Source organism: Paenibacillus sp. Soil724D2 (genome assembly GCF_001427935.1).
In the GTDB taxonomy this organism is placed as follows: domain Bacteria; phylum Bacillota; class Bacilli; order Paenibacillales; family NBRC-103111; genus Paenibacillus_E.
In genome coordinates, this window is sequence record NZ_LMRY01000001.1 from 592,014 (window position 1) to 617,629 (window position 25,616).

The window sequence follows — 25,616 nt, forward strand, 5'->3', positions numbered from 1 at the left end:
TATGGAACATTTCGTTTATTTGAATGTTGAGAAAAATAAGATCTCTTACACGCTAACTTTGACCATGGCAGGTCGGATGACTTTATCTTTTAGGATATAGCCTTTTTGCAGTTCTTCTACCACGATACCTTCTTCGTGTTCTTCGGATTCAACCTGCATAACCGCTTGGTGGAATTCCGGATTGAACGGTTGACCTACGGAATCGATCGGTTTAAGCCCTTCTGCTGTTAGCAGTTGATCGATGCCGCGGTACGTCATATCCAAGCCTTTCACCAAAGCGTCGAAATCCTTCGTCTCTTTGCTTGAAGACAGCGCGCGATCGAAGTTATCTACAATCGGTAAAAGCTGCTCAATCAATTTTAGCGAAGCGTATTTCGCGAAGTCTTCCTTCTCCGCTCTAGCGCGGCGGCGGAAGTTGTCGAAGTCCGCTTGAACGCGTAATAAACGCTGATAGTTTTCTTCTGCTTGCATACGCGCCGTTTCCAACTCGCTAACTTCTTTGGTTTCCTCAGAAACCTCCGCTTGCGAATCTTGGCTTACCGCTTCTTGTTGTTCAGCGGCTTGCTCGCCTTCGGCTGCGTATGTAGTGTTCACGTCTTGCTCGGCTGTTTTGTTATCTCCAGTACTCAATTGTCCTTCACCTCCTAAACATAATACATCATAATCTCTCTGACATCAGTTTGCCCATCTTTAGGCCTCTTCAAAAGGCTGCTTCATCTTAATAACCGTATGAATACGCAGCACAGCGGCAGCAACTTCTCCAGCCGCTTGCAGAGCGTGAATTTTCACATCCGCTGGATCCACAATGCCTGCTTCTAAGAAGTCAGTTACTTGTCCGGTATCACAATCGATACCGAGACTGTCGGTTTCAAGCGCTATCTGCGCGGCCTTCAGCTCTTCAACCTTCTCGAGCGGATTATATCCCGCATTGACAACAATCTGGGCCACCGGCTTACGAAGTGCCCCTGCGACAGCGGCAACTCCGAAGCCTTCCATGCCCTTCATCGTCTCGCGAACGCGCTCGAGATCATGGGCGACCGCCATCTCCGCGGCGCCGCCTCCAGGCAAGTACCCGCCGCGCACGGCGGCTTGAACGGCTGACGCAGCATCCTTCGCGATGCGCGAGCGCTCATGCGCCGCTTCGCGTGTCGCGGCGCCGACGATCACGGTCACGTGCTGCTCGCCGTGACCGCGCGCTACGCGCACGCGCTCCAGCCGCTCGTCGTACGCGGCATAGCCCGCGTGCCCAAGGGCGGCGCCGAGCTCGGGTGCGCTCTTGCGCAGCGCCGTGCGCCGCACCGGCCTAGCGCCGGTGTGCTCGCTCAGCAGCTGCATGTCCCTGCGGGACAGTCGCTGCAGCACGATAATGCCATGGTCGGAGCAGAACTGCTCCGCCTCGGGGTCAACCCCGCGGTCTGATGCGATCAGACCGACGCCAAGCTCCAGCAGCGAGCCTAGGCTGCTGCGGAACTGCTCCCGCAGCTGCATGTAGCGCTGGAAGCCTGCCTCGGTGACCAGCGCTTCTTCGCTGACCGCCTCAGGCTCCAGAGCATCATGCAGCACGAGAATTCGAGCATCACGCAGCTCATGCTCGAGATGCAGGTTCATCGGCTTCTGGTTCAGCAGAATGCCGGTCCATACCTCGCTGCTCGCCTCTTCATGGGCGAGCACGCTGTCTGCGAAGCGGTAGCCGTCTTCGCGAAGCTTCGCCTCACCGACCGCTTCGGCGGCTTGAACGATGAGCTTTGCGATGTCCGCCTGCTCCCTACCGGCCGTGATAGCAATGCGTTTCAGCGCGCTATCACCTAGACCGACAATTGCGCGGCTTCGGCTTTGTAAGCTTTTTACCGCAAGCTCGATGCCTTGCAGCATTCCGCTGACGACCTTAGCGACCGGTACGCCACGTGTTACCTGAGCGACACCTTCCTGTACCAACGCTCCAGCAAGAACCGTTGCCGTCGTTGTACCGTCGCCGATTTGGCGCTGCTGGCTGCGTGCGACCTGAATCATTAACCTAGCCGCGGGATGGGTGACGTCCATTTTTTCCAAAATAGTTACACCATCATTGGTAATAATGACTTCACCCTGCCCGCCAACTAGCATGGTATCGAGACCTTTGGGTCCAAGTGTCCCCTCGACCGCAGAACAAATCGCTCTTACGGCAGCAGCATTGTTGACCAGCGTAGAGTAACGTTCCTCACCCTCGCTATGAACTGTTTTCATTCCGCTCATTTACCGTACCAACGCCCAAGAACGACTTCTAGATGCTTCGACAAATGTTCCATTAAGCTAATGACCCTGCCATATTCCATTCGGGTAGGACCCAATATCCCTATTGTTCCAAGAGGTTTATCACCGATCGAATACGAGGCCGTTATTAAGCTGCAATTATTGATAGCTTCAATACTATTTTCAGCACCAATTTTAATCTCAATGCCTTCATTTGACGATGTAAACAATTTGATGAGGGTGGGTGCTTCTTCCAATAGATCAAAGATGCTCTTGACCTTGTCAACATCCTTGAACTCGGGTTGGGTCAGCATATTCGTCATACCGCTTAGGAAGACGCGATCTTTCTCGTTACTTTGAAGCACGCTTTCCACAACCGAAAGAAGCTCTTGATACCCGTTCACATATTTGCTTAACTCGCTCGAAATTTCATTGTAAAGCCTGGATTTAAACTCTATCAACGGTACATTTTTAAGCTTTGCATTCAGAATATTAACGACTTTCTCGATCTCAGACATCCGTATGCCTTCAGGGATGGAAACTGTTTTATTCTCCACATGACCCGTATTCATAACAATAATGGCAACGGCCGTCGTCTCTGTAAGCGGGATAATCTGTAGGTGTTTCAGCGTTGTACTGAATACCTCAGGGCCAAGCACGATCGATGTATAATTCGTAAGACTGGAGAGCATTCCCGCAACGTGCTGGATCACACCTTCCATCTCTTGAATACGTTCGGCAAAAGCACCCTTCATGGAGTCCAAATCGTTATTATGCAAGGTACCATGTTGAAGCAAATGATCGACATAATAGCGATAACCTTTGTGCGAGGGTATACGACCTGCGGACGTATGGGGCTGCTCCAAATAACCCATTTCTTCGAGATCAGACATCTCGTTACGGATCGTCGCCGGACTGAATCCGACATTGCCCCGCTTCGAAATACTTCGCGAACCAATTGGCTCTGCTGAACGAACATAATCATCAATGATAGCACTTAAAATCATGCGCTGACGCTCCGTCAACATAAGGTACCCCTCCTCTTCACAAATCACTATTTGCCACTTTCGTTAGCACTCGTATTTAGTGAGTGCTAAATCCTAATACAAAAATAACAGACCCTTAGGTCTGTTGTCAAGTCAATCCAAACGTTTAAGTACGGCGATTTCGTCGCAGCAATACTGTTTTTTGCAATGCATACAATCTTTCCAAACCTTCTCCGGGAAAATCTCTTTTGGCACGAGGGTAAAGCCGTTTTTTTGAAAAAAAGCAACTTCATACGTGAGCGCCATCACTTTAATAATGCCTTGGCTCCTTGCCTCTTCAACTAAGAAGTTCACAAGTTTTCCGCCGATTCCTTGTCCTTTGTAGCCTTGGGTCATCCCAAGTGAGCGAATCTCAACAAGATCAGGCCCAAGTCGTGTAAGGGAGCCGCAGCCAATCAGCAAACCATCCGATTCGGCGACAACGAAAGTGTCGATCTGCTCCTGCAGCATCTCTTTGCTCCGCGGCAGCATAATCCCCTGCTTGGCATAGCCTTGTATAATATCATGCAGCTTCTCGATATCACTTATCGAAGCTTTTCTAACGGACACTGTAGTTGATAGATTCACTGTCATCCCACCAATCGCAACAAAATGCATAAAACCCACGCTAGCGCCACGACGGCTTTGCCGCTGATTCGCTTGTGGATTCATGTATAAATATACAATAAACCGTATATTTGCACAAGAGTTTTTTGCATCAAAACAGGTCTCTCTATGTTTCTCGCCTAGGCAAGGAACGAAGCAAAGACTTCGTTGCCAAGCAGGATGCCATGTTTGGACAATCGATACCCATCCGGTGTTTGTTCAAGCAGCTGTTTTCGCAGCCAGCCATTCAAGGTTTCCCCGAATTGTGATTCGATGGTAGTTCCGAATTGTTCGATAAAATCCGCATTCCGCACACCTTCGAGCAATCGCAAACCAACCATCATGAAGTCTTCCATAGCTTCCTGCCGCGTTACCTCAAATTGTTCCATGATCGGTAAGCCTACCTTTGCAGCATCAATATAAGGTTGAATTCCCTTCACGTTCACATGACGCTGGCCATTCATATATCCATGAGCCCCTGCTCCGAGTCCATAGTAAGAACGATTGCGCCAATACATCGAGTTATGTCTGCTCTCTCGACCCGGTTTAGCGAAGTTGCTGATTTCATATTGCTTATAACCCGCTGCCTCTAACCTCTTCATGATGAGTTCGTACATATCGACTTCCTCATCCTCACTTGGAAGAGGCAGTTGATTCTTATTGAACAATGTGTGAAACAACGTATTCTCTTCTACTTTTAGGCTATAGATGGAGTAATGCTGCAGATCTAGAGATAAAGCCTCATCCAATGTAGCCTGCATGATGTCCACGGTTTGTTTGGGAAGCCCGAACATCAAATCAATGGAAAGGTTATTGAATCCTAACTTTTTGGCATTCGCGATGCTTCGATGCACGTCATCTGTATTATGAATGCGCCCAATTGCGGCAAGCAAATCATTATTAAAAGATTGCACACCGAAACTGATCCGATTGACGCCGCCTTCTTTCATAACAGCCAGCTTATCTTCGTCCGTCGTTCCTGGGTTTGCTTCCATCGAAAACTCGATTTCAGCGCTATCTGCTGGAAAATACGTACGAACCATGCGGAGAAACCGCTCCATTTGATCAGGAAGCAAAACAGTTGGTGTTCCCCCGCCCACGAAAATCGTTTCCACCTTGATCGGCGGATTATTCCTAACCGTAAGCTCCATCTCGCGCTCAAGCGCATCCAGATACTCCATAACGGGTTGGCCTTTGAGGACATAAGAGTTGAAATCACAATAATGGCATTTGTTTGTGCAAAATGGGATATGAATATACACAGCTGTTGGGGCCGTATAGGTAACTAACATAGGGGTATTTCCTTTCTATTAAGAAAAAGCCAAGGGGCAGAGTTACTCTGCCACCCCAGCTTCTCATTCATTTCGATCTATTCTTCGATTTCATTTCAATCTATTCGTCTCGATCTATTCTTCGATTTCATTTCAATCTATTCGTCGATTTTTAGAACAGCCATGAACGCTTCTTGCGGCACTTCTACGCTGCCGACTTGCTTCATGCGTTTCTTACCTTCTTTTTGCTTATCGAGGAGCTTACGTTTCCTTGAAATGTCACCGCCATAACATTTCGCGAGTACGTTTTTACGCATCGCTTTAACCGTCTCACGCGCAACGATCTTCTGTCCAATCGCCGCTTGAATCGGCACTTCAAACATTTGCCGCGGAATCAGTTCCTTCAGCTTATCGCAAATGATTTTACCGCGATGATACGCGGTATCACGGTGAACGATAAAGGACAGTGCATCCACTTGCTCGGCATTCAAAAGAATGTCCATTTTCACGAGATTCGATTTCTTGTAGCCGGATACTTCATAGTCAAATGAAGCATAGCCCTTTGTTCTTGACTTCAACATATCGAAGAAATCATATACGATCTCGGATAACGGAATTTCGTACGTTAATGTCACACGGTTGGTATCCAGGTATTCCATGTTCATATATTCACCGCGTTTGCCTTGGCAAAGCTCCATAATCGTTCCTACGTAATCATTCGGGACAATAACCGATGCTTTGACATAAGGCTCTTCAACGAAGTCAATTCGCTGTGGATCTGGATAGTTCGATGGATTATCGATTTCCATCACATCGCCATTCGTTAATGTGATGCGATATATAACACTTGGCGCCGTCGTAATTAACGGAATATTGAACTCACGCTCAATCCGCTCCTGAATAATTTCCATGTGCAGCAGACCCAAGAAACCGCAGCGGAAGCCAAAGCCTAGCGCTGTAGATGTTTCCGGTTCAAAACGCAGAGAAGCATCATTCAACTCCAGCTTCTGCAAAGCCTCACGCAGATCGTTGTAATCTGTTGTTTCGATCGGATACAGTCCGCAGAACACCATCGGGTTGATCCGGCGATAGCCTGGCAATGCTTCAGGCGCCGGGCGATCCGCTTCGGTAACCGTGTCCCCGACTCGTGTATCCCCAACATTTTTGATACCGGCAACAACGAATCCAACATCTCCGACCTCAAGGGAAGGAACGGATGACATTCTCGGTTTGAAAGCCCCGACTTCAATGACTTCAAACACCTTGTTCGTCGCCATCATTTTGATTTTGGAGCCCGCTTTGATCGAACCATCTACGACACGCACATAAACGATTACGCCTTTGTAGCTATCGTAATGGGAATCGAAGATCAATGCTTTCAGCGGATTGTCCGGATTCCCTTGCGGAGCCGGCACTTTCTCACAAATTTGCTCGATGATCTCTTTAATCCCAATACCGGCTTTCGCGGAAGCATGAACAGCCTCGCTAGCATCGAGTCCGATAACGTCCTCGATTTCCTGCTTCACTTTGTCAGGATCAGCACTAGGTAGATCGATTTTATTGATTACAGGTAAAATTTCTAAATTATTTTCCAATGCCAGGTATACGTTGGCAAGCGTTTGCGCTTCGATACCTTGTGCAGCGTCTACAACAAGCAGAGCGCCTTCACAAGCTGCAAGGCTTCGGGATACTTCGTATGTAAAGTCTACATGTCCCGGTGTATCAATTAAATTAAGAATATAATCGATGCCATTGTCAGCACGATAAGCTAATCTAACCGCCTGAAGTTTAATCGTAATTCCGCGTTCCCGCTCCAAATCCATCTGGTCCAGCACTTGCTCCTGCATCTCACGCGATGATAACGCGCCCGTATATTCCAATATGCGGTCGGCAAGTGTTGACTTGCCATGATCGATATGAGCGATAATTGAAAAGTTGCGAATTCTTTGTTGTCTTTCTCGAATGTCCGTCATGCTAAAGACTAACCCCCACTACATGCAAATAATTTTCATTATAGCAGTTGTGGGAAGTTGCAGCAATGTACCCCTTAACCTTTCCCTAAGATGGCATCAAATATAGACACGAATAACTTAATTCCATGATGTGAAGCAATCTGCAGAAAGTCCCCTAATTTATTCCCAACGTGATTCAATGAATTATCGTGATCAGCAACCGGTTCGGTCTTCTTTTCAGCCTCTGGCTTCGCGGCAGTCTTAGCTTTCGCAGCTGCATCTCCTTTGGCCGCCCCAGTTGGTGACGCCTTAACTGTGGACACTTTCACAGGTGGCGTCTTGACATCTGACTCCTGTGCAGTTTTGGAGGATGGCTGAGGTCCTTGTATGCGTTCCATCCCGCTCGACGCCAAGCTGACTCCGAATAAAATACAGAACAACAGCAAGAGTCCAAACAAGCCTACTTTCATATAAAAATGCCTCAGCCTCATTTTGATATCCTCCTTAGAGTTTTCGTAAGAAAACTGGCATCGTAAGCTTTAACTGAGTTTTGCAATAGCAAAACGAATTCTATGACTGCTTAGGGGTAATAACCGGCGCATCCACTTTCTTCGCGTTCAAAATCACCTCTGAAATAGCTTCTGCCAACCAATCTGTGGTTCGATAGCACTCTTCGAGTGAATTGTACGGACCGCCGACCTCAATTAATATATTATTAGGCGAAAAGTTCTGATTATATAATCCGTTGCCTTCACTGGCTTCTTTTGCATGAATTCCTTTGGATATACCGGGATGCTTGGCTTCTAACGCTTGATGAATTTTGCTTGCGAATTCCTCGTTCTTTTTCCAATTCGGATTCTTACCGCCGATGATGAAATACACCTGGGCATAATCTTTGCCGTCGAAGGTTGCGGTCGTTTTATTGCGAGCAGCGGAATCCCGATGAATATCGAAGTAATATTGCAAATCCGGATGTGAAACAGCAGCTTCCTGTAACGTTTTCAAGGAATATTTGTAGGAATACGGATATTCGAAATTTTTGACTGTACTTGGATAGACCGTCTTGGAATGTACGGCACCGATGCCGTCCTTTTCCAAATTTTGAGCTAATCTTTGACCTACGGAAATGATATTCACCTTATCGCTATAAGCCTTGTCAGGATCCGTAACACCTCTTAGCTCCGGCAAAAATGACTCATTGCTGTGTGTTTGATAAATGAAAGCTATATTATCCCCCGCGGTTCTTGGCGGTTGTCCCGTTGGGTTTGTGATCGCAGCGGCACCACCCGCAGGTGAGGGTTCTGGTGATGGAGGAAGCTGAGGATTCCTCGCCTCTGCCTCTAGATCCTGAGAGTTTGGACTGTAATCAATAGGATCACTGGGATTCGTTTCTGTCCCTTTTACCAAGACCGTCGTTTTATTCGCATCCATACCAGGAACTTCACTAGCCACAAGGCTTTTGGGATCGCTCGGATTAATGTCCGTCATGAACTGAAAAGCGAAATGAAACACATTATGCTGAGAAAATGTAAATTTCTTCTGATCTTTATGTAGATGAGGCACTTCCATGCCCAGCATATCGATAAAAAATTGATTCGTGACGGATGCAGCTAAGCTCTTCATAGAAGATACTGGCGAAGTAGTCATAACTCTATTCTGCAAGAAGCCGCCTAGGCCAATAAGAACAAAAAGAGCTAATGTGCCGAAGCTGAGTATAAAAAAAGTTTTCCCGACGGAACTTGCGCTCTGAAACGTTTTCCGAACATGGCTGAGATTCAATGTAGCTGATGTCCATTTCATAGTTTGATTCCTCCTAATCTATCTTACTTCAATCTATGAAACGAGCTCCGTCGATAGAACCCGAAACACTAGAATTTTTCTGATAGAGAGAAAAAGAAACGCAAATAGACCTGAGACGCTGCTCAGGCTCTTTCTTCAGTCGATCCACTTCAAATTCACCTGTAGCCTCATGAATGGGAACGTAGATACCTTATTTGGGGCTAAATTGGTCTTTTTCATGTCTAGGCGGAACGACAATCTCTTATTCCTCCTTCGAGCGCAGTAAATCAGCCAAAAATGGCAAAATAACGCTTCTACGTTCCTCTACTTACCTAAAAGTGCAGTTATTTGATAAATAGCGTATCGTAGTTCCCCTTGGATCGACTTCTTGCGCCTGAACCCTTGAGTAATTATAATCCCCCCCATGTCTCGGGTCCGAAAAAGCTGTTACTTGTATCATTACTTAGTAGTCAGTAGTAATCGCGGGTTAAGCTAAATAGTAATATTACGCATATACGCAAAAAAGAACCCCATATGGGGTTCTTAAGTTTATCCTATTCATGCTACGCGAGGGATTCGAAATCAAATGACCCTTTGGCCACAATCGTTACCCCACTCGTTTTGTTCAGAACAGTAGGTCCGTTATATAATTTGAGCAGCGACTTGTCACTCGGTTTATGTTTATGGTCTGTGGTTGGTCGGTTACGAACTTTCTTCATGTGCTTCAGCATAAATAATCCTTCCTTTCACAATGGATTTGAGTGAAGACACGAGCTTCGCATTTCTTTCCGATAACTCCATCATGACTTGATGATGATTGCGCGCGGGAATATCCGTCCTTGTTTTGAAATGTATGGATGAAACAATGGTTGGATGCAGCTTAATGCAATAAATGTATTCAAACTCGCCATCTTCTTTATCCTTGGCTTGCCCCAGGTAGATGTTCGTATCTTTGCCCCGGTAACATTCGGCTAAATAGCTAGTTGGGTCATTGACGTTGAAACTGTGGTTGTTGCTAACCTGACCGGCACGGCCAAACTGCTGCAAGGTGACACCATCTTCGAGAAGCTCAAAGAGCGTTGCCGCTGTCACTTCTTGAAGCTCAATTATACCACAATTGGTATCAAATGTCTTATGGAATTTATCCAAAACGCGGTCATAATCCACACTGGACACACTAAGCGAATCCAAAGCATCGAACAAAAAACTGCGTATAGCATCGTTCTTCTTCATATCGGATTGCTTAAAGCGATTCTTATGAACACCGATACTATGTTTAATCGGGTAGAGATGAGGACCTGCTAGCTCCGCGATTCCCGAAACGGCCTGCTGATCATCGATTCGCAGAGGGTTATAACCCTCCAGATATTCAGGAAGTTCACAATTTTTAGACATCACAATGAACGTGCGGCTGTGACCCAATTCTCCGATACAAAGCCCTATCAATACGAGTATATTCCCGTAAACCAAGGGATCATGATAATCCGCATGTGTGATAATAAGAAGGGCAAAATCCGTCTCTTCGATATGCTTTTTTAGCATTTTCAATTTATGATTGGACGCTGTAAGCACACCCTGATTAATAACCGTAACCTCGGATGAAGACGACAACTGCGCTTGATAGAATTCTGCCCACAGCGAACTTGAAGGGGAGCAGCCTATAAATATCTTTGGTTTCATTTCTCTCTCAGCCCTAACTCTTTGAGCATTTGCTTCACGACGAAAGTTGCCGGTCCTAGGCCAGCCATTAGCCCAGAGGAATGATTCGCATCATAAGTAAGTGGTGTTAGGCCGATTAAATCGGAGGCTATATGTAATTTTTCTTTTTCCGGAATTAGAAAATATGTTCGCTCTAGACCTATTTGTCCAATAAATAGCCCCAATTCCAGAATAACATTGTCACGTACCGTGCTAACCAATGAATCTCTCAAAAGTGTCAAATCATTCGGTTGGAAGACAAAGATAGCAAAATCACTAGACTTCGCCTGCTTAATAAGTGGAGCCAAGGTTGTATGTGAAGGTGGGAAAAGCAATTGACTCCAAACTGTTACATCAAATGAAAAATGGAGATTAGACTGCAAGGCCTCTGCAACTTCAACACTTTCAGCAGATGACCCTATGAATAGCTTCGCTTTATTTGCGCTGCTCAACAGAACCACGTCCTCATTTAAGGTGATCGTCCCTTATTTCGACGCCCCCCTCCTTATTCCTTCCAAATTACGTAAAAATGGACAAAAAGAAAGAACTGTATCCGCCAATCTAGCGGACCCAGTTCTTAAAATCATTTAGTGCGTATAGGCCGCCACATTATCGACACTTACGGCATCGTGTAAGGCAGCATTTAAGCCGCTAGCAATAATATTGGCGATGTCTTCAATAAACTGGTCGATCTCCTTCGGCGTGACAAGCAGATCGTGTCCTACGGGGTTTAGCACCTCTTTCACAAGCATTAGACGCTCTTCCTCCTGCATACCGTCCAGAAGGCCTAGGATCTGCCCTGTATTTCGCGTCTGCTCGCTAAAATGTTTCTGCATCAGGTCGAAGGCATTATTGACGATGGTAGACGCATATACAACGGTCGGGACTCCAATGGCAACAACGGGAATGCCAAGGTTTTCTTTGGTCAACCCTTTGCGTTTATTTCCGATGCCTGAACCGGGATGAATGCCCGTATCCGCGATTTGAATGGTCGTATTGACCCGATCAAGGGATCTGGAAGCCAGCGCATCAATAGCAATAATGAAATCAGGTTTGGACATATCGACAATCCCCTGAACGATGTCACTGCTTTCAATTCCCGTGGTTCCGAGCACCCCTGGCGCTACCGCGCTAACTGCCCGATACCCTGGACTAACGTCCTCTGGAACTAGTTCAAAGTAATGACGTGTGACCATCACGTTATCCACAACCAAGGGGCCAAGAGCATCGGGTGTCACATTCGAGTTGCCCAGACCGATAACAAGAGCCTTCGCATTCTTAGGAATGCCGATTTCACGCAAAAACTGTTCAAACTCTTGAGCCAGTTTCGTGGCGACGCGGTCCTGTAATTGGCTGTCTTTCTCCCGCAGAGCTGGCACTTCTATCGTTATATAATGTCCGAGAAGCTTACCAAGCGCTTTGGAGCCCTCTTCGTTCAGAACGTTGATCTTGGTAACTCGTATCCCGTTTTCTCGTGTCGACTCCTGTTCAATGCCAGGTATCGGTTGCCCCTGATTAGCTGCATGAGCCATATCCCTTGCATCTAACGCAAGATCCGTATGTGTTGTAAAAGAGCCTAAGTCCATTGAAGTTCCCCTTTCTCAAAATATAAGAATTTATATGTTTCACATTATAAGCTTTGCATATTTCTGGGGAAACGCGCCTGTCCTTGGAGGACAGCTTAGCCGTTATCCTTGGGTGCATTGCATCCCTTATTGTGCTACGATTTACAACCACTTATACAAAAACTAAGACCACTGAAAACCTATTGACAGGTCTTGCATTTTCAATAGTTGCATGGTAGAATACTTAAAGTTGTCAGCAAACAAACAAATGTAACGTTGAACCGTGTTTTGTAAGTAGGAGGTGAATTTCATGCCAAACATTAAATCCGCTATTAAACGAGTAAAAGTTAGCGAAAAGCGCCGTCTTCGTAACGCTTCCCAAAAGTCCGCTCTGCGTACTGCTGTGAAAGCTTTCGAAACAGCTGTAAGCCCAGAAGCTCTAATTAACGCTTCTAAGAAATTAGATAAAGCAGCTTCTAAAGGCTTAATCCATAAAAATGCCGCTAACCGCAAGAAGTCCCGTCTGGCTAAAAAGCTGAACGCTCTTACGGCCCAAGCGTAATACACGGACATAAAGCAAAAGTCCAGTTCTCTTCACAGAGAGCTGGACTTTTTACTTTTCCAAAGGTTGTCCTCCTAGGCAGCAAGCCTAAGAAGAAACAACTCAAGACCTAACACTTTATCGATTTTCCCCGTTTTCATTTGGAAATCGAGATCCGCAAGCTGCGACATGATCCTGCTCAGCTTCTCAATATCATATTTGCGCGCCTGCCCTTCAGCCACCTTTACGGCAAAGGGATGCAAACCGATCTGTGAAGCCATTTGCTGCTGGGAATAGCCTTGTTTACTTAGCTCTTTCACCTGCAGCATGATGCGGAACTGTCTGGCGATGAGCGCCGCGATCTTGATCGGCTCCTCACGCTGCTTCAACAGCTCTTCAAGAATAACGAAGGCGCGTTCCAGCCTTACATTTACAATATCTTCTATAAGAATGAAGACGTTCTGTTCTGTACTGCGGGCCACCAATTGATCGATAACATCAACTGATGCTTCCGCACCTACTCCTACATATAAAGAAATCTTCTCAATTTCTGCAGATAAAGATTGCAAATTCCCGCCGGTGTATAAGATCAGTTGGTCGGCGGCTTCCCCCGTAAACGTAAAACCCAGCTGCCCAGCTTGTTTGGCCACCCATTGCTGCAATTCTTCCGGGCTCAGTGATAGGAAGGGAACCGCGGCTTCAAGGTCCTTGAGCGCTTTCACAATCTTCTTACGCTCGTCCAATTTATCTGCATCTACCGTAAACACCACGACGGTATGTTCCGCTGGAGATTTCAAATAATCGGTCAAACGATCCAAGTGATGTTCAATCTTCGAACTTTCCTTCGCCCCAGTGAAAAAAAGCGCATTCTTCGCGATAACCAGCTTCTTCGGAACCATAAAGGGAAGGGTCTCTGCATCCTCCAGCACCGCAGAGAGACTAATCTCACTTAAATCAAATTTACTCACTGCAAACTCTTTGTGCTCGGGCTCTATGAGCAAATCCGTTAATAGCTGAATAAATTCCCTCATCTTATATTTCTCAGGACCGTAGCACAAATAAACCGGTGCAGGGCGCCCTGCTTGTATATCTTTCAATGCTCTCTTTGCGTCCATAGCTAATGTTCACTCCTTGCAACCATTTTACCAACAACAAAGGGATTACGTCAAAGCCCGAAGACCTTGAGGTAACCCCTTTGTTTGTCTATTTAAACACCGGTTAAAGGCTCTAGAAACCTTATACCGTGTGGACAAACCACCAAAACATTGCCGCTTCCTTATACAACATACGCTAGAACCGTCACATTGGTGCATTCGTATCACAAATTTACTTAGCTGCTTCCTCTTTCGCATTTACATCAATGAGAATAGTGTGAAGCGTGCCTTCGCTTTGAACTTGATAAAATAATTTGTCGTCCTTAGACCATTCCACTAGCGTAATAAGATCACCAGACTTCCAAACTTGCTTGGACGCAAAAACAACTTCTTGGGTAGAGCTGTTTCGGATCACAACATGCTGCTCTTCAACAACAGCCTCGAGAACGCCTGTTGTTGATTTCAACGATTTCGCACTAGGTGCTGTCAAAGAATATATGCCTCCAACATCATTCGTTTCTCCACCATTCTTAGCAGCAGGCGTAGGTGTTGGTTCCGTAGTTTTCAATACCTTCTGGTCCGGCACTTTATTTGAAGTTTCACTGCCTGCTGGCGGATTCGTCGATACAGGGTCCGATCCCTTCTTCTCATTAGTTCCAGCGGAAGCTTGATCTTTCAGCCGTTCAGGCTCTGAGGTAGAAGGTGCCTGGCGCAAACCATTCGTATCTTTCGCGGCCCCAGATGAACTCAGCGTTTGCGGGTCCTCCAGTTTCGCGTCTGTTGTAGCTTGCGGCCCCACTATCTCATTCCCCGTTGTTACATCTGGCTTAGCTTTCTCTTGCCCAAATGACTCAGCGGCCGGGGCATTAGGTGCCTCCTGCTTTGCGTCTGCACTGTCTGCTGCCTTCTTCTTGCCAGCATCTTCTGCGGCCTTTGAATCGGACCCCGCCGTGCTTGGCATTTGTCCGGCAATCTGCTTTCCAGATGCAGCCTTGGGCTGCATTAAATCATCTGCTTGATCCAGCATAGGATGCTTTAGGTTGAATGCAAAAAAACCAAGGATGAGACCTGCGGCAACGACACCACCTGCGAATTTCCAGGAGAACTGTGATCCTAAACGGCGTGTCCAAGGGAGTTTGGGAGGCTGCACAGAAGCTGTCTGGCTAGCATGGGTGCCGAAAGCAGCCACCTTGTCGGTAATGGACGCCGCGGCATGTTTATCAATATCAGCTAGCTGCGGCATGATAGCATCGACCAAACTGTATGGAGGAATGACCTTTGGTAACTGGGTCAGTTCATCGGACAATCTTTGTAAACGTTCAAACATCTGTGCACAGTCCAAGCAATGCATCAGGTGAGCATGAAGCTCATCTTCCTCTTTTGCATCTAAATCCCCATCCAGCTGTCTTTGCATAAATTCCATCACCTCTTGACAATTCATCCCCGAACACCTCCTTTCTGATATTCTTGGAGCAGCGACTGTAATTGCTGTCTAGCTCGAAATAAGTAAGACTTCACCGTGTTTAACGGTAAGTTGAGAGATTCTGCAATTTCATGATACGAAAAGTCCTGCAAATAACGGAGAACAACAACAGATCGATGGTGTTCGGGAAGCTTTTCGATTGCTTCTCTAATATCTTTGGCTAAATAGCCAATTAACATTTCCTGTTCAACATTATGTTCTGCTGTAAAGGTCATATCATGCTCATCAATCGAAACCGTTGGTTTCGCCTTGCGAAATTTATCGATGCAGATGTTCGTTACAATCCGCTGTACCCACGTCTTGAAGAGCGCTTTTTCTTCATAGGAATTAATTTTTGTATAAATCCGAAGGAGTGCCTCCTGTGAAGCATCGAGGGCATCCTGTTCATTATTCAAAATATAATAAGCGGTTCGATAAACGTGAGACTCAATTTCTCGCAATAGGGTAATGAGAGCATCACGATCACCGGCTTGTGCAGATCTTACCAGTTCGGGTGCTACCACTGGGATCCCTCCCTCTTGCAATCTTACAGACGCAGTAGCGTCTCATAAGGTTGCAACTCTTTTAGAATAAAAAAACAATGGCCGTCTTGCAACTACCAGAATATCAAACTTCCTGAAATAAATACACTTGTTATTAGACGTATGCTAGACCGATTAGTTTCACCTTCGTCTCACAAACCGTTCTCCCCTCTCTCTCATTCATCAAATTACTCTCCATTGTAAGCTTTTTTAAAAGAAGGAATAGTACTATGTTTGGGTAGTACCGCCTAAGAAATTGCCATAACCGTTTAATTCTAACCGAAGTGGTAAATATTACAGATGAGCTATTCGAAAGTGGAGGGCTGCATCATGTTCAAACAATTATTTGGCAGAAAGCATCTGCTTCGAACCCCTAAGGATCCCAACAAGCCAATCACTTCAAGTCCAGATTCCAATAAACGGTTATCAGCATCATTGCAAGAAAATTTGACTACCATTCAGACAATCCTGCACCATCCAAGCGATCTGCTCATTAGACAGTTTACAATCGGTACAGAGCAATATCCGTGTGCTTTAGTCAGCATTGATGGTCTGGTCGACATAGCTATGATTAATGAACAATTACTAAGCCCGATGCTCCATTCCTTTGATCATCCTGTTACCTCATCTTCGGATTTAATAAACGTATTGAAGCAGCAAATTCTGACAGCTTATGAGTTGGAAACAGTTGAACTTCTGGACGAAGCTTTAATGGCCATTCTATCAGGCGATACGCTTCTTCTATTCAACAATCTCGCACAATCCATCATCATTTCCAGCTGCGGTTGGAAAACCCGTTCGATTGAAGAACCGCAAACTGAATCGATTATTCGGGGACCCAGAGCAGGCTTTACAGAAGACATACGCACGAACACCGCTTTGCTTAGAAGAAGAATTAAAGAAACCAACCTTGTTTTTGACACGTATCAAATCGGTCAAAGAAGTAGACGTGAGGTAATTGTCACTTATATTGCAGACATTGTGCATCCCGACCTTGTGAAAGAAGTTACTCGCAGAATAAAGACCATCGACATAGATGATATCGAAGGGTCCGGTTACTTGGAGCAATGGATAGCAGATAGTTTCCTTAGTCCATTTCCTCTTATTATGAATACGGAACGGCCTGATCGCGTATCTGGAGCACTTCTCCAAGGCAGAGTTGCCATTCTGGTTGATGGAGACCCCTTCGTCCTCATATTGCCGATTACATTCGCTTCAAGTTTACAATCACCCGAAGATTACTACCAACATTGGCTCATCTCTACGTTGACTCGGGTACTCCGATTAATATCGGCTTTCATCGCTACCTTTTTGCCAGCTCTTTATATCGCTTTGCTCGAATTTCATCATGGGATGATCCCTTCAAAATTGGCATTCTCCATCGCTGGAGCTCGGGAAGGTGTGCCATTCCCTGCAGTCGTTGAAGCTTTCGCTATGGAATTCACGCTCGAACTTCTCAGGGAAGCAGGACTCCGACTGCCCAAACCAATCGGCCAAACTATTGGGATCGTAGGCGGTTTAGTTATTGGAGAATCAGCTGTGGCTGCCGGCATGGTAAGTCCCGTTATGGTTATCGTCGTTGCCGTCACTGCTATCTCTTCTTTCTCGCTGCCTTCTTATTCGTTTGCCATTTCACTGCGCGTCATGCGATTCAGCATTATGTTGGCCGCTGCTTTTTTAGGCTTATACGGAATCATCTTAGCCTACATCATGATCAATATTCACCTGGTAAATCTGAAGAGCTTTGGCGTTCCATATTCCACCCCTTTTGCGCCAATCTTATTACGGGACTGGAAAGATCTCATTTTAAGATCACCGCTGTTGTTCGTAACAAAGCGGCCAAAAATGATGCAAACGAAAAATGATCAAAGAATGAGAGGAAGGAGAAATAGAGGATGAAATCTTTTGAATATGGCGATAGTGAGATCGGTTTCGTGGATATAGTCATCACGATTTCATCCATGATTATTGGCGTAGGTATACTATTTCTGCCGAGGGAGCTAGCGAAAACGGTTCAATCTTCTGACGGGTGGGTGTCCATGCTGCTGGCAGGCCTTCTTACGATCGTCTCAGCCTGGATGCTAGCCAAAATTGCGACTCATTTTAGCAAACAAGGTTATTTCGCTTATGCCTCAGCAGCCGTTACGAAGCCTATTGCCCTCATTGCAGTCCTTTCTCTCATCGGTTACTTTATCCTATATAGTGCTTATGAAGTTAGGGCTATTGCTAATATTTCCAAACAATACTTATTTGAGCGGACTCCTGTTGAAGCGATATCCTTAACCTTCTTACTGGTTGTCGTATATGCGGTTTCTGGCAGCCGAGTCGGTATTATTCGTCTTAATATTTTATTTTTACCCATTGTTATCGTCATCTCACTCGTTGTACTCACCTTTAGCATGAACATATTTCATTTAGACGACTTAAAACCTTTCTTAATCTCAGATTGGAAAGGTTTAGCGAAGGGAGTGCAAACAAGCGCGTTCTCGCTCTTTGGTTTTGAAGTCATCTTAATTTACATCACCCTAATGAATCACCCAGAGAAAGCCCCGAAAGCTGTTATGATCGGAGTAGCTATTCCTATTGTTCTATATACGGCAATCTACATTACTTGCGTTGGTGTATTTTCACATTTCGCCCTTCAACAAATTACGTATCCTGCCATTGAGCTTGCCAAGGAAATGCAAATTCCAGGCGCATTCTTTGAGCGTTTTGAATCTATATTTTTTACAATTTGGATTATGGCTGTTTTCACAACGACGATTATGGCCTATGACTGTTCCATCTATCTGCTTATGTCCGTTTTCCCTAAAACAAAGAAAAAAACGTGGGTATTCCTACTAAGTCCGTTCATTTATATCCTTTGCATGTTTCCACGAAACTTAGCTGATTTCGATGAAATAAGCGGTATCATTAGTTATATTGGATTAATTGTCGCCATTCTCTTTCCTATCCTCATCCATGTTGGTGCTAAACTTCGAGGAGTGAATAGTGATGCTTCTTAAAAAAAGGAGCTGCTGGACCAGTCTAATCTGCATCCTCTTCCTTTTAACAGGCTGCTGGGATCGTATAGAAATAGACCAACGGGGGTTTGTAGTCGGCGTTGCTATCGATTACAGCAATACTCCGAAATACAAATTCAAAGGAACCTATCAGATTGTCGTACCCAGTGGGCTGAAACAAAGCAGTCAAGGACAAAGCGGATCAGGCAGTTCCAATAAAGCCTACTTTAATTTATCAACAACCGAAAACTCCATGCCTGCCCTTAGCTCGAGATTGGCAATTAGGACGAGTCGTTCCCCTTATTTCGAACATCTAAAAATCATTATCATTTCCAGCGAAGTAGCCAAAGACGATAAAATTTTCGCTGACTTGTTGGACTTTTTCTTACGGAATAGTGAAATGCGAAGAGGCGTTCAAATATTAATTGCCAATGGAAAAGCCTCAGATATATTAGATATCCCTACTTTTAATGAACCAACACCTATCGATTATATTACATCTATTGCCAGAAATGACCGAAAATCCAATTACATGTTACCCGAATCACGAATAGGTGATGTCCACGAATTTTTGGTCAAACATGAAAGCTTCGCTATTCAAACTGTAAAATTGGAAGAGAAAGGCGTTTCAATGACCGGATCCGCTATCTTCGATGGTCATACGAAGGAACTGGTCGGATTCTTGCAAGGCGATGAAACGCAAGGGTTGAACTTCGTCACTGACCAAATTAAAGGCGGGATCATCGAAGCTAAGATTAAAGATCACACTTTTGCCTTCCGAGCGGAAAGAGCGAAAAGTAAAATAACAATGCAGCAGCTCAATCCAACAAAGTTCAAGTTTAATATTAAACTTGCAACTGAGGGCGTTCTTGATAAATCGATTTCAGATTATGATCCCTCTAGTTCAGAAGCAATTAAAGATTTGGAGAAAAGCTTGGAAGATATGGTCAAAGCCAATACCCTTAAAGCAATTAAAAAGCTCCAACAAACTTATAAAAAGGATGCACTGGGACTAGGGGCCTATCTCTATCAAAATCATTATAAAATATGGAAACCAATTGCAGATGATTGGGATCAGGGATTAAATATATTCACACAATCAGAAATTAACGTACAGGCTGAGGTCATTATAAGGCGTATCGGAAATATCATCAAAACGACAGAGGAGTAATGCATGTATGTGGTTTTCTCTCATTGGAAGGTTTCCATCAGGGATGATACTGATCTGTACCATTCTCTCATTCGTCATTCCCTTCGGTGTTCATTGGATATACAAAGAGCTGCACGCACATGGGGATCCACCATGGAAACAGGAGCCTACAGCAGCAGAAGAACACGAAGATCTACAATCGAACAACTCTGGATAGAGGCCATTCAGATGTTAATTAATCTATTATTTTAACACGGGAGTAAATCCCTTCTTTGCGGACTTCAAGTTGCACTTCCCCCATTTGATCTGTTCGTAAAACCTGCACTTCATTTTCATCCAAACGCCTTAATACATCGGGTGATGGGTGACCATAACTATTCATAGCTCCTACGGATATGACGGCCCAGGTAGGCTTCCAAAAGTCGATCCACCCTGGTGTCGTCGATGTTTTGCTGCCATGATGAGCAATTTTCAGTACATCGACCTTGTGATTTATATGTTGTTCTTGATCAATTAACGAAGAATGTTCTTTAAAATAATCGACCACAACAGCTTCAGATTCTTTCTCCATATCCCCCGTAAATAACCAACGCGTCCCCTGCATCTCGAGCAAAAAAACAACGGACTGCGCATTCTGTTCTTTGACAATTTCGATGAGCCGATTATCTTTTTCCAAAGGATACAGGACCTGCAATCTGGTAAGCGGATCGATCTGAATCCAATTGCTTACGTTCGCAGGCAAAAGCGGCACTTTTCGCGTTAGCAGGGTATCAAATAATTTCTCGATACTTGCCCCTGGCTTAAGCGTTCCATTAAAAAGAAATTGCTTGACGGGCATTTGCGCAATAACTGCTTGCAGACCGCCGCTATGGTCAGCATCTTCATGTGTGAGAACGACGAGATCAAGTTGATGAACACCGCGTTTCTTGAGCAGCGGAACAAGCAGCTTTTGGCCAACTTCATAAGGATCCTTGCGAATTTTCCAAGCTTCACCAGGTTTCCTAAATGTAAGAGTCCCTCCACCATCAACCAGAATATGTCGATCATATGGCGTCCGAATCAGTATAGCATCACCTTGACCCACGTCGATAAATTGAACGAGACCGGAACGGTTGAAGCGCTCAGGCGAGTATCCTATCCAAAGCAATAGCAGGAAACCTCCTGCCGCACATACTAACCATTTCGATAAGTTCACTTTCCTTTTACCTTTGACACTTACCAAAATGATTGGAAGCTCTCCTCCAGCTTGTTGAGACAAGCGCTGACATAATCCATAAATCATAATGAGAAAAGTATAATAAAAAACAATCCAGGGTAAGCTTGGCGACGGCCACAGCAGCTTAAACTGCTGTAAATGCTGAAGCTTGTCTGTCATCCAGAAAATCACTTCGTTTAACCAAGAAATAAGCCAACCGATGCTTTTCCCAGCAGGAACGTAAACCATTCCCAGAACTAAAGCAAGCAGGCCAGCTGGGAATACAATCATGCTAATAACAGGAACCAGGAAGGCATTAGCCAGCCAAGACAATAAAAAAAACTGATTAAAATAATAAATGGATACCGGAAAGGATACCATTTGGGAAACAAGCGTGATAGAGGTCGTATTTCTTATAATTGGGGAGGAAATCCAAGGAACGAATAAATCATTGACTCTTTGTACGCCAACGATGAGACCAAGTGTAACCAGAAACGAAAGCTGAAAGCTGACATCCAGCAGGAAGTATGGATCCCACAAAAGCATGACCCATGCGACAATCGACATAATATGCAAAACATCCTTAAAGAGCCCTCGCCGTGCTGCATAGAGGGCAATTATAGACATGAGTCCGGCCCGAACAATGGAGGGGGAAGCACCTGTCAGTAGGATATAGAATGGCAATAACCATATACAGATAAGCAAATAGGTCTCCTTTGCCAGCTTTAATCGGCGCATGATCCAAATGCAAACACCAAGAAATACGGCAATATTCAAGCCGGAAATGGCCAAAATATGCGTCAATCCCAGCTCCGAAAATTGCTGGAAGCGCTCGGGATCGAGATCGTCCGTCTGACCGATCAGCATGCTCTTCATGAACCCCGCCTGCGGCGCGGGGAAGATAAGGTCCATTCGCCTGCTGAGGGCGCCGCGCAGCTCATCGTTCCAGCGCAGCAGCTGGACGACGCTTAAGCGCGCAGCCGCAGGCTCGACCTGCGCCTGATCCACCCCTTTGGCGGAGAGCAGCCAATGGGTGTGGTGAAGGCGCAGGTATCGGCGGTAGTCGAAGCCGCCGAAGTTGCGGGCCGGGGACGGGCTGCGCAGCGTCCCGTGCAGCGTCAAGGCGTCGCCTCGGCGCCAGCCCGACGCCACCGCCTGCTGCTCCTGCTGGAGCAGGCGCAGCGAGACCTGCACGCTTTCCCCGCCGAGCGGGAAAGCTTCCGCACTTGGGAAGCGGATTGACTCCGCTTCCATCGTGAAGCTGGCCCTGTCGCCGTCAACGGTGACAGGGCTGGAGAATCGGCCGAGCAGCGTGACCTCGCTGCCGTCCAGGTTCTGCTGCTGCGCTAGCGGCAGCAGCGCAGAGACGTTGCGCTGGTCGGTCCACTGGAAGTAGCCATAGGCTACTCCGACCAGCAGCAAGGCGCACAGCGGCTGTCTGCCAGGCAGCCGCAGCGCATAGATGACGATAAGCGCGGCTAACAGCAGCGCGCTCGTCATCAAAGATAACCACCGCAGCTCGGTATAGAGTGCGAGCGCGTAACCAGTTATCCACAGACAACAGCCTATAACAACTGGTCGTTTCATTAGCATTTGCATATGTATTCGCTCCCCCTCCTCTTGAATGTTATAAAATCGAATTGCAATCATTTACATGAGTTACGAAAATAGACGAAGCGATCTATACATTGAAAACTCATCATTCATCATTCATCTTTCATGTTTCTTCTTTCTTCTTTCTTCTTTCTTCTTTCTTCTTTCATCTGTCATCTTTCGCCTTCTTCCTTTATCTGGATCTTCAACATTCGCCTTCATCATTTATCTCATCATCCATCTTCGTCATTGGATTTTTTACAATGCTTTCTCTCTCAGACCTCGAAAAACAGCTTCTATTGGACCAATTCCAATAGAAGTCTCTTAAAAAGACAATTTTCAAGGAAAACATTAATTCCATTGGATTTTCTCCAACAGAAGTACGATAACCCCAGTCAGAATATCGATTACACTGTATTTACTCCAATGAAATTGTAGATTCCACGCCATTACCGCACCTTTGATATCCATACTTTTCCCCATCTAAAAAACAAACAAAAAACCTCTCCCCAGATCAGCCCCATAGGCTGCGTCTAGAAAAAGGTTCTTCCTCTCGCTTCAGTAAACATATTTAATTCACGACATCAGATACAGTACCAGGTGGAGGTTCATATCCTTCCATTCTACGGAAAACGATGCCTCTGTTCTCCATCAAATGGCTTACTTTCTCATGATCCTTTGGGTACCCGCGATGGAAAACGATCTCCATCACACCGCTGTTGGCCAGCATATTCGCACACGTCCAGCAAGGCTGATCTGTCACATAGACAGTCGATCCTTCGCGATCTTCCCGATCCGTGAACAGCAACAGATTTTGCTCAGCATGAATCGTACGAATACATCGCTGTTTACGAATAACTTCTTCCGTATCGTCCACAACTTTCAGCTCAATTTCTTCTACAAGCATGCAGCCTGCTTCTGTACAATCTGGAACACCCATCGGAGCGCCATTGTAAGCAGTTCCAAGCAGCTTCTTACCCTGCACCAACACTGCCCCCACATGCCGACGGTTACATCTTGATCTCGTTGAGGCCATGTAAGCAATATCGAGGAAATAAGTATCCCAATCTTTACGGTTGCTCATAACGGATTGCAATTCCTCCTTCCGAAGATCCTTGTATGTTCTTGGATCCCTTTTTTCATTTCTAGTATTCTCTCATATTTCCATGCAAAATAAAAGAAAGGTAAGGATTATGATGCAGTTACATAAAGAAATGCCTTCAACTTCTCCAGCATTTTCTCCCCGATGCCCTTCACCTCCATCAGCTCTTCAATCTGGCTAAATCGTCCCTTTTTCAACCGATAGTCCAGTATGGCCTTTGCTTTGCTCTCTCCAATACCCGGTAATTCAACTAATTGCTTGAGCGTAGCTGTGTTTAGATCCAATTGATCGGTAGACCTTGCTGATGGCAAGCTAGCTTCTGGTTTTTCATTAGATACAACAGTAGGCGTAGGTATTGCTGTAAGTGCAGGTATTGTCGTATTTGGTTCAGTGTCACTCGTTGTTTTCGATTCTGTGTCTCTCGTTTCCTTCGGTTTTGTATCTTTCGTTCCCTTCGATTCTGTATCTACTTTTGCTTTCGGTTCTGTGCCTATGTTTGATTTCAAATCTGTTTTTCTTACAACCTCCGCTTCAGCTACCGGCTCATCTCCAGTATGAGAAATCATAGCCTGCATCTGAGAGTTCAAAGGCATAAAATCTGTTTGTATCATAGATCTGCCTCCACGAATGAATGGCCAAACGACAAAAGCAAATAAACAGATCGCTGCCATCATGAGCAGCATCCTTCCTCTTTTGGAACCAAAAAAATCCACGAATTCCCTCCTAAGAGTTTTGCTTTAGCAAAACTGGCATCGTAAGCATAACCTTTAAAGTTTTGCTTTAGCAAAACTAACTTCGTAAGCATAATCATTAGAATTTTGCTTTAGCAAACTTGCAACTTAAGTCTTTCCAAACATAATTGCTGACATATGAACATATACATGAAAAAGCATCTGAATGGCATTTATAACTGACCCCGTTCAATAAACTATGAAAGAAAGTGACTGATTTTTCGGGAGGGATTACTGGATGAAAGCAGGATTCATCGGTACTGGGAGTATGGGAAGTATTCTGATTGAAGCGTTCATTCATTCTGGAGCTTTCAATCCGGAGCAAATTATTGCGGGAAATCGAACAATTCATAAAGTTGAGCTTCTAGCGGAGACATATCCTGGACTTCATGTTGCCGGGTCGAATAGAGAAGTCGTACTGGGGAGCGATCTCATCTTTCTATGTGTGAAGCCGTCTGAATTTAAGAAGGTTATTGATGAAATCAAAGAGGACGTGCTTCCCTCTCAACTCATCGTATCTATTACAAGCCCTGTCCTGCTCAAACATTTGGAAGGTCTTCTGCCGGCGAAAATCAGTAAAATTATCCCGAGTATAACGAACTACGTGCTAAGCGGTGCTACACTATGTATTCATGGGAATCGAATGCAGCCTGAGGACAAAGAATGGCTAGAGAACCTATTTGCGCATATTTCCTCACCTATTCGTGTATCCGAAAATTATACGCGGATCTCTTCTGACATATCCAGCTGCGGTCCCGCTTTTTTAGCCAAATTCCTGCAATCTTTTATTGATGCAGCCGTTGAGGCAACTGGCATTTCTATTGAGGAAGCTACCTTACTTGCCAGTGAAATGACGCTAGGCACTGGAAAGCTGCTTACAACCGGAGGATTCAACCCTGCTACCCTACAAAAACGCGTATCTGTTCCCGGCGGAATTACAGCGGAAGGATTACGTATTTTGGACGATGAGCTTGCGGGGATATTCTCACGAGTCATTAGTGCTACACATGCCAAATATGAAGAAGACATTGAGAAGGCTGAGCTGCTGTTTACTTAGAAGCAGTAGCCTTCCCAAATTG

The 25,616-nt window shown here is 45.4% G+C and carries 24 protein-coding genes; 6 read left to right on the plus strand and 18 right to left on the minus strand.

From position 1 onward, the window contains the following. Window positions 1–45: 45 nt before the first annotated feature. The 12 genes from grpE to gpr all read right to left on the minus strand — a co-directional run bounded on the left by grpE (window position 46) and on the right by gpr (window position 12,146). Window positions 46–630 (minus strand): nucleotide exchange factor GrpE, encoded by a 585-nt coding sequence (grpE, locus tag ASG85_RS02780; protein ID WP_029193540.1) that lies wholly within the window; start codon window positions 628–630, stop codon window positions 46–48. Window positions 631–690: 60 nt separating this feature from the next. Further along, window positions 691–2,232 carry a TCP-1/cpn60 chaperonin family protein gene (locus tag ASG85_RS02785; RefSeq protein ID WP_057303134.1) on the minus strand — a complete coding sequence of 514 codons (1,542 nt, stop codon included), beginning with the start codon at window positions 2,230–2,232 and terminating at the stop codon, window positions 691–693. Further along, window positions 2,229–3,257 carry a heat-inducible transcriptional repressor HrcA gene (gene hrcA, locus ASG85_RS02790; protein WP_057303135.1) on the minus strand — a complete coding sequence of 343 codons (1,029 nt, stop codon included), beginning with the start codon at window positions 3,255–3,257 and terminating at the stop codon, window positions 2,229–2,231. The genes ASG85_RS02785 and hrcA overlap by 4 nt, the downstream gene beginning before the upstream one ends. A 111-nt stretch (window positions 3,258–3,368) precedes the next feature. Then, window positions 3,369–3,842 carry an N-acetyltransferase gene (locus ASG85_RS02795; protein ID WP_235550058.1) on the minus strand — a complete coding sequence of 158 codons (474 nt, stop codon included), beginning with the start codon at window positions 3,840–3,842 and terminating at the stop codon, window positions 3,369–3,371. Between the two features lie 158 nt (window positions 3,843–4,000). Beyond that, a complete protein-coding gene (gene hemW / locus ASG85_RS02800; protein ID WP_057303136.1) occupies window positions 4,001–5,152 on the minus strand; it encodes a radical SAM family heme chaperone HemW in 1,152 nt (383 codons plus the stop codon). 137 nt (window positions 5,153–5,289) lie between these two features. Continuing rightward, window positions 5,290–7,104, minus strand: a complete 1,815-nt coding sequence (gene lepA, locus ASG85_RS02805) for a translation elongation factor 4 (RefSeq protein WP_047672263.1) — start codon at window positions 7,102–7,104, stop codon at window positions 5,290–5,292. 74 nt (window positions 7,105–7,178) lie between these two features. Further along, window positions 7,179–7,574, minus strand: a complete 396-nt coding sequence (locus ASG85_RS02810) for a DUF3679 domain-containing protein (protein WP_057303138.1) — start codon at window positions 7,572–7,574, stop codon at window positions 7,179–7,181. Between the two features lie 79 nt (window positions 7,575–7,653). Then, window positions 7,654–8,883 (minus strand): stage II sporulation protein P, encoded by a 1,230-nt coding sequence (gene spoIIP / locus ASG85_RS02815; RefSeq protein WP_057303139.1) that lies wholly within the window; start codon window positions 8,881–8,883, stop codon window positions 7,654–7,656. Between the two features lie 542 nt (window positions 8,884–9,425). Next, complete coding sequence (locus ASG85_RS37555) at window positions 9,426–9,593, minus strand: hypothetical protein (protein ID WP_156389954.1); 168 nt, start codon at window positions 9,591–9,593, stop codon at window positions 9,426–9,428. Continuing rightward, complete coding sequence (locus ASG85_RS02820; protein WP_057303140.1) at window positions 9,565–10,542, minus strand: TIR domain-containing protein; 978 nt, start codon at window positions 10,540–10,542, stop codon at window positions 9,565–9,567. The genes ASG85_RS37555 and ASG85_RS02820 overlap by 29 nt, the downstream gene beginning before the upstream one ends. After that, on the minus strand, window positions 10,539–11,012 hold the full coding sequence (locus ASG85_RS02825; protein ID WP_057303141.1) for a TIR domain-containing protein: 474 nt from the start codon (window positions 11,010–11,012) through the stop codon (window positions 10,539–10,541). The genes ASG85_RS02820 and ASG85_RS02825 overlap by 4 nt, the downstream gene beginning before the upstream one ends. Window positions 11,013–11,147: 135 nt before the next feature. Then, the gene (gpr, locus tag ASG85_RS02830) at window positions 11,148–12,146 is read right to left on the minus strand and encodes a GPR endopeptidase (protein WP_057303142.1); all 999 of its coding nucleotides are present in this window, start codon (window positions 12,144–12,146) and stop codon (window positions 11,148–11,150) included. Between the two features lie 289 nt (window positions 12,147–12,435). On the opposite strand from gpr, the gene rpsT reads away from it, so the two are divergent. Then, a complete protein-coding gene (gene rpsT, locus ASG85_RS02835; protein ID WP_028557986.1) occupies window positions 12,436–12,687 on the plus strand; it encodes a 30S ribosomal protein S20 in 252 nt (83 codons plus the stop codon). A 74-nt stretch (window positions 12,688–12,761) separates the two neighbouring features. On the opposite strand, the gene holA is transcribed toward rpsT, so the two are convergent. From holA to ASG85_RS02850, 3 genes are all read right to left on the minus strand, one after another. After that, complete coding sequence (holA, locus tag ASG85_RS02840) at window positions 12,762–13,781, minus strand: DNA polymerase III subunit delta (protein WP_057303143.1); 1,020 nt, start codon at window positions 13,779–13,781, stop codon at window positions 12,762–12,764. Window positions 13,782–13,992: 211 nt separating this feature from the next. Next, complete coding sequence (locus ASG85_RS02845) at window positions 13,993–15,201, minus strand: zf-HC2 domain-containing protein (RefSeq protein WP_057303144.1); 1,209 nt, start codon at window positions 15,199–15,201, stop codon at window positions 13,993–13,995. Next, window positions 15,198–15,746, minus strand: a complete 549-nt coding sequence (locus tag ASG85_RS02850) for an RNA polymerase sigma factor (RefSeq protein ID WP_056838612.1) — start codon at window positions 15,744–15,746, stop codon at window positions 15,198–15,200. The genes ASG85_RS02845 and ASG85_RS02850 overlap by 4 nt, the downstream gene beginning before the upstream one ends. Window positions 15,747–16,094: 348 nt before the next feature. On the opposite strand from ASG85_RS02850, the gene ASG85_RS02855 reads away from it, so the two are divergent. Genes ASG85_RS02855 through ASG85_RS02870 form a run of 4 tightly spaced genes read left to right on the plus strand, consistent with a single transcriptional unit; the run spans window position 16,095 to window position 20,133 of the window. After that, window positions 16,095–17,663, plus strand: coding sequence for a spore germination protein (locus ASG85_RS02855; protein WP_057303145.1), 1,569 nt, complete (start codon window positions 16,095–16,097; stop codon window positions 17,661–17,663). Next, on the plus strand, window positions 17,660–18,769 hold the full coding sequence (locus ASG85_RS02860; protein ID WP_057303146.1) for a GerAB/ArcD/ProY family transporter: 1,110 nt from the start codon (window positions 17,660–17,662) through the stop codon (window positions 18,767–18,769). The genes ASG85_RS02855 and ASG85_RS02860 overlap by 4 nt, the downstream gene beginning before the upstream one ends. Beyond that, complete coding sequence (locus ASG85_RS02865; RefSeq protein WP_057303147.1) at window positions 18,759–19,937, plus strand: Ger(x)C family spore germination protein; 1,179 nt, start codon at window positions 18,759–18,761, stop codon at window positions 19,935–19,937. Before ASG85_RS02860 ends, ASG85_RS02865 begins: the two co-directional genes overlap by 11 nt. A 7-nt stretch (window positions 19,938–19,944) precedes the next feature. Then, window positions 19,945–20,133, plus strand: a complete 189-nt coding sequence (locus tag ASG85_RS02870; protein WP_057303148.1) for a hypothetical protein — start codon at window positions 19,945–19,947, stop codon at window positions 20,131–20,133. Window positions 20,134–20,151: 18 nt separating this feature from the next. Here the strand turns inward: ASG85_RS02870 and ASG85_RS02875 are convergent, their stop codons facing one another. The 3 genes from ASG85_RS02875 to ASG85_RS36760 all read right to left on the minus strand — a co-directional run bounded on the left by ASG85_RS02875 (window position 20,152) and on the right by ASG85_RS36760 (window position 24,519). Next, window positions 20,152–22,710, minus strand: a complete 2,559-nt coding sequence (locus tag ASG85_RS02875; RefSeq protein ID WP_060645302.1) for a DNA internalization-related competence protein ComEC/Rec2 — start codon at window positions 22,708–22,710, stop codon at window positions 20,152–20,154. Between the two features lie 565 nt (window positions 22,711–23,275). After that, entirely contained in the window at window positions 23,276–23,788 is a 513-nt protein-coding gene (locus ASG85_RS02880) for a deoxycytidylate deaminase (RefSeq protein WP_057303150.1), read from the minus strand. Window positions 23,789–23,895: 107 nt separating this feature from the next. After that, window positions 23,896–24,519: a helix-hairpin-helix domain-containing protein gene (locus tag ASG85_RS36760; protein ID WP_060645303.1), complete on the minus strand. Its 624-nt coding sequence runs from the start codon at window positions 24,517–24,519 to the stop codon at window positions 23,896–23,898. Window positions 24,520–24,775: 256 nt separating this feature from the next. Between ASG85_RS36760 and comER the strand changes: the two genes are divergently transcribed. After that, a complete protein-coding gene (gene comER / locus ASG85_RS02890; RefSeq protein WP_057303152.1) occupies window positions 24,776–25,594 on the plus strand; it encodes a late competence protein ComER in 819 nt (272 codons plus the stop codon). Window positions 25,595–25,616: the final 22 nt, after the last annotated feature.